The following is a 4730-nucleotide window of genomic DNA, read 5'->3' as shown; positions in this document are numbered from 1 at the left end:
GGTCCTATACGACCTATTGGACCTATATTCTGTAGCGAGTTCACGAGCGAGAGGGGGAGGCCGGGGTACCCGCTTGCGGGTCGCGCTTTGCTGCCAGAGGGGGCGACCCCCTTACGGGGACAGGCGCAAGCCCCGGTATAAGGCAGCAGAGAGCTGAGAGCGGAGAGTAAAGAGCAAGAAGGTGAGAGGGTGAGAAGAGCAGAAGGTGAGAATCTGAATATAGGTCCTATGCGACCTATTGGACCTATATTCTGTAGCTCATTCTTGAGCGAGAGGGGGAGGCCGGGGTACCCGCTTGCGGGTCGCGCTTTGCTGCCAGAGGGGGCGACCCCCTTACGGGGACAGGCGCAAGCCCCGGTATATATTTTATAGCTCATTCTTGAGCGAGAGGGGGAGGCTCTGGCAGCTTTGCTGCCAGAGGGGGCGACGCAAGCCCCACTAATTGACAAATAATTCAATGATTGATATAAAGTTTAGGCATAAGCTTGTTACTTTAATGTATATAACTGAATTCTACTGAAAGAGGAAAGATGCCAGCCGGTAAACGAGAAAAGATGTCTCAGAAAAAGAAGTTGAAAATTATACAAACCACTACACAGCTCCTTCTTAAAAAGGGAGGTTCCGGATCAACCTCGACCACCGATATCTGCTCTGCAGCAAAGTTCACAAGACCGACGCTATACCACTATTTCGGAAGTAAGCGGAATCTGCTTTTATCGGTTCACATGGAATCTATGGAAAAGGACTTGAAACCCTACTTAGCTGAAGCAGCCTCCATAGATGATCCCCTGGAGCGACTTACGTATATGGTTCAGACCTTCACAAGGGAGATCATCTGCAAACGTCCTGAACTGCGGGTTCTCATCCATGACGCGTTGACCATGAAAGATAAGCATTTTCGGGAAGTGAAGGGGGAATGGAAAAAACACTATTTTCTTATTCGTGACACGATAGCCCAACTCCAGTCAGAGGGCAAGGCAAATGCTGAGGTTAAACCATCCTGGACGGCGCTTTTTATGCTGGGAATGTTGACATGGGTTACATACTGGTTTGACTATGACCGAAAAGATGAGGTCGATCAGATTGCCGACCTGGCTCTCCAACTTGTTCTCCATGGTCTTGACCTTAAGGACCCTGCCTTTCGCAGCCCGCATTGAACGGAACGCCTTCATACACAAATCCTAATTCCTAATATCGAAAGGTTCAATCCTGATGAAGGAGGGACAATCCTAAACAAATTCGAATGTTACAATGTTCAAAATTCAAAATAAAGGCAGGATAAATTTGTTTTGAACATTTGATATTTGAATTTTGACATTGTTTAGAGTTTGGTGCTTCGATATTCGGATTTAGCATTTCGATATACGATATACGAACTACGATATACGATTTACTATGAGCCGCCTTTTTAGCTATTGGGGGATATGCTTATGCTATCTCCCTGCTGTTCTTGATAAGCCGTTTAACCTTGTCCAGAAGCTCACGCTTTTCCTGTGCAGGAAAACCCTTTAGCATTGCATGCGTGTGCTTGTCCAGCACTTTTTCTATGTTTATAAGGGTCGTCTTTCCCCTTGGTGTGAGCTCGAGTATGGTTACCCGCTCATCAAGAGGGTCGGATTTCCTTACAATAAAGCCGTTCTTCTCCAACCTCTTGGCTATGCCGGTCATATTGGCGCCAGGGACGAGCATGATCCGGCTTACGTCGGTGATTCTGCATTGGCCGTCCTTTGAAGCATCCAGGACTCTCAGGACATTATACTGCGGGAAGGAAAGGGCTTGTTTCCTATAAATGACAGATACCACCCTCTTAAAGGTCTCTGCCGCCCTCACGACTGCCATAAGTAATTTTTCATCTGTGCTCAGGTCGCTTCGATAGCTGATACCGCCCATGGCTTCACCCCAACAGAATACCGTTTTAATAATATTGAAAACAAATTATATCAGCTTGCCGGTCTGTACACAAGAAAATAAAATATATTGACATTTTATATATTGATATTTTATATATTGATATTCCATGTCTTGCTATAGTATTTAAAAAATATGTTGACGGTGACAATGGCCCATACGGGCCTCTTTGCCGGCGCAGGATTCGTCGGGAAAGAAACCTGAAGAGCTCCGAATGCAGGAGAGGATATGAGCGCGAATCGCATAGGATCTGCTATTGAAATGTGTCAAAAAATAACGTTATGCTATAGTAGTATGGTGGGTCTCGGTCAAAAAATGTCGGCAATAAGAATATAGAAGAAATATAAAGCAAAGATCAAGGAGGCAAAATGGGAATCAAGAGTGAGCTTGCAAAGATTTTGGGCAAGGATTATGTAAGTGATAAGAGGGAGGATCTCGCAGGGTACTCGTGCGATCACAGCCTTCTCCCTCCGGGGATGCCTGATGCCGTAGCTCGGCCGGGAAACACACAGGAGGTAGAGAAAATCGTAACATGGTGTAACGAAAAGAATATACCTATAGTGCCTGTTAGCTCAAAGATACACTTCCACGGGTGCACCATACCAAAACAGGGCGGTGTCGTGGTCGACCTCTCAAGAATGAACAAGATTCTGGAGATCGATGAGGCAAATCGCCTTGTAAGGTTTGAGGCCGGCGTAACATGGAAACAGCTTGCTACTGAACTGAAAAAGAAGGGCATGAGGGTGATAATGCCGCTTTTGCCGCACGGGGATCGTTCTGTGCTTACCGACACCCTCGAACGGGAAGTGCCGACAAATACCGTTTATGATTATGGTGAACCCATGCAATCAATTGAGGTTGTCTGGCCGACAGGCGAAGCCTTCAGGTGCGGTTCTGCCAGCGTAAATGGTTTCCCTGATTCGAAAGCAAGGGGGGCAAACCCATCCGGACCCGGTCTTGATTTTTACCGGTTTGTTCAGGGTGCCCAGGGTACAATGGGTATCGTCACATGGGCAAGCCTGAAGATTGAATCGATCCCGAGGATAGACGAGATCTTTTTTGCACCCGTTGATGATGTGCCTTACGCCATAGAATTCCTTTACAGGATCCTGCCGCGGAGAATAGGCCAGGAATGCGTTCTCCTGAACAACGTGGACTTTGCAGCTATTGTGGCGGATAAGGTGCATGAAGATTTTGACAAGCTGTGTGTGGAACTCCCGCCGTGGACACTCGTCTTGGTTATAAGCGGGCTTCTGAGAAGGCCGGAGGAAAAGTTAGCATACGAGAAAAATTTCCTTAAAGAGGTATTAAAAAACGAATTCCCGAAGCTGGCCCTTACCGACAACCTTCCCGGCTTCCCGGGCATGGCGAAAAAACTCCTGCCGATGCTGAGGGCGCCGTGGCCAACGAATGTGCCATACTGGAAAAACCGCATAAAAGGCGGATGTCAGAACCTCTTCTTTATTACCCAGCCGGTCAAGGTGCCGATGTTTATGGATATTATGGAAATGGTGGCTGCCAGACACGGTTACCCTGTAAGCGATATCGGGAGCTACATCCAGCCCATAGAGCATAACCGTGCCTGCCAGGTTGAGTTCAGCTTTTTCTATGACCCTGAAGACGCTCACGAAAAAGGCTTTGTGGCTGAACTTTACCGTGACGCAGCAATTACCATGTTGAATGAAGGGGCTTTCTTTACAAGACCATACGGTGAGCTGGCTCCTATAATATACGATCGTGCCGCTAATTATACGATGACATTGAAGCGGGTAAAGAAGTTGTTTGACCCGAAGAATATTATGAACCCTGGAAATCTGTGCTTCTAAGGAGGATGAGATGCCAAAAGATCGCTATGATACACCAAAAAAGAAGGTAAGTTTAGACGTAACAAATCTGGACAACTTTGTCTACGACATGAGCCGGTGCATTAAGTGCAAGGGATGCTATTGGGTTGAACATACCTATATGCCGGGGATTAAGTTCTCCACGAGGTGCCCCAGCAATACCTGGAATGACTTTGATGCTTACGGCGCATTTGGAAAGATGAGGATAGGCACCGCAATAGCAGAAGGAAAACTGGAATGGACCGACAAGCTCCTGGAGATCATTTACGCCGACCCATTGTGCGGCGCCTGTGATGTAGGCTGCAAGCGCAACCTCGACCTGGAAATAGAGCTGACCCTTGAGGCCCTTAGAATAAAGGCAGTGAAGGATGGGGTAGGCCCAATGCCGGCACATAAGAAGATCGCGAAGAATATTGCCTCAAAACACAACCAGTTCGGATCGCCCCACGAGAACAGGAAAAAGTGGGTAACGAAGGACATCAAGGTCGCAGAGAAGGCTGACGTGCTTTACTTCGCCGGATGTTCCGCTTCCTACGTGAACCCCGATATAGCCCGTGCGACAGCGAAGATATTGAATGCCTCCGGCATACCCTTCAGGCTCATGGCCGACGAATGGTGCTGCGGGAATACGCTTTACTCTGTCGGCATGATCGATGAGGCGAGAGAGCTTGCGAAACGCAACATTGAGGCGGTAAGAAAAGCAGGGATAAAGACGGTGGTGACAAGCTGCGCCGAATGTTACCGTATGTGGAAGGTTGATTATCCGAAGATGCTTGACATAGCCACGTCCGATCTCGGCTTCAAGGTAATGCACCTTATCGAGGTTGCCGATGAAGCGATTAAAAAAGGCAGTCTCAAATTGACGAAACCTGTGGACATTCGCTTCACCTACCATGATGCATGCAGTGTAAGCAGGCTTTGCGACCCCTGGACACCATGGAAAGGCGAGCGCGGCTGGATGGGTACAGTGAGCCCCGA

4 protein-coding genes are annotated in these 4730 nt (G+C 47.9%); 3 read left to right on the top strand and 1 reads right to left on the bottom strand.

Going from position 1 to position 4730, the window contains the following annotated elements; genetic code table 11:
• The first annotated feature begins 530 nt into the window (after positions 1–530).
• On the top strand, positions 531–1157 hold the full coding sequence (locus PHU49_14860) for a TetR/AcrR family transcriptional regulator (protein ID MDD5245287.1): 627 nt from the start codon (positions 531–533) through the stop codon (positions 1155–1157).
• Between the two features lie 271 nt (positions 1158–1428).
• Here PHU49_14860 and PHU49_14855 read toward each other — a convergent pair whose 3' ends face one another.
• Positions 1429–1890, bottom strand: coding sequence for a MarR family winged helix-turn-helix transcriptional regulator (locus tag PHU49_14855; protein MDD5245286.1), 462 nt, complete (start codon positions 1888–1890; stop codon positions 1429–1431).
• A 386-nt stretch (positions 1891–2276) separates the two neighbouring features.
• Here PHU49_14855 and PHU49_14850 point away from each other — a divergent pair, with 386 nt between their 5' ends.
• Together PHU49_14850 and PHU49_14845 are read left to right on the top strand one after the other, a co-directional pair.
• Positions 2277–3734 (top strand): FAD-binding oxidoreductase, encoded by a 1458-nt coding sequence (locus PHU49_14850; protein ID MDD5245285.1) that lies wholly within the window; start codon positions 2277–2279, stop codon positions 3732–3734.
• A 10-nt stretch (positions 3735–3744) separates the two neighbouring features.
• The coding region (locus PHU49_14845) for a (Fe-S)-binding protein (protein MDD5245284.1) at positions 3745–4730 on the top strand (986 nt) is incomplete at its 3' end.

The organism is Syntrophorhabdaceae bacterium (assembly GCA_028713955.1).
GTDB lineage: Bacteria > Desulfobacterota > Syntrophorhabdia > Syntrophorhabdales > Syntrophorhabdaceae > UBA5609.
Note: the sequence above shows the minus strand (reverse complement) of the source record. Positions and strands in the feature narration are given on the sequence as shown.

Bases quoted from the DNA above. Each gene is read 5' to 3' on its own strand.
- PHU49_14850 (MDD5245285.1), top strand. From the start codon at position 2,277: ATGGGAATCAAGAGTGAGCTTGCAAAGATTTTGGGCAAGGATTATGTA.
- PHU49_14855 (MDD5245286.1), bottom strand. From the start codon at position 1,890: ATGGGCGGTATCAGCTATCGAAGCGACCTGAGCACAGATGAAAAATTA.
- PHU49_14860 (MDD5245287.1), top strand. From the start codon at position 531: ATGCCAGCCGGTAAACGAGAAAAGATGTCTCAGAAAAAGAAGTTGAAA.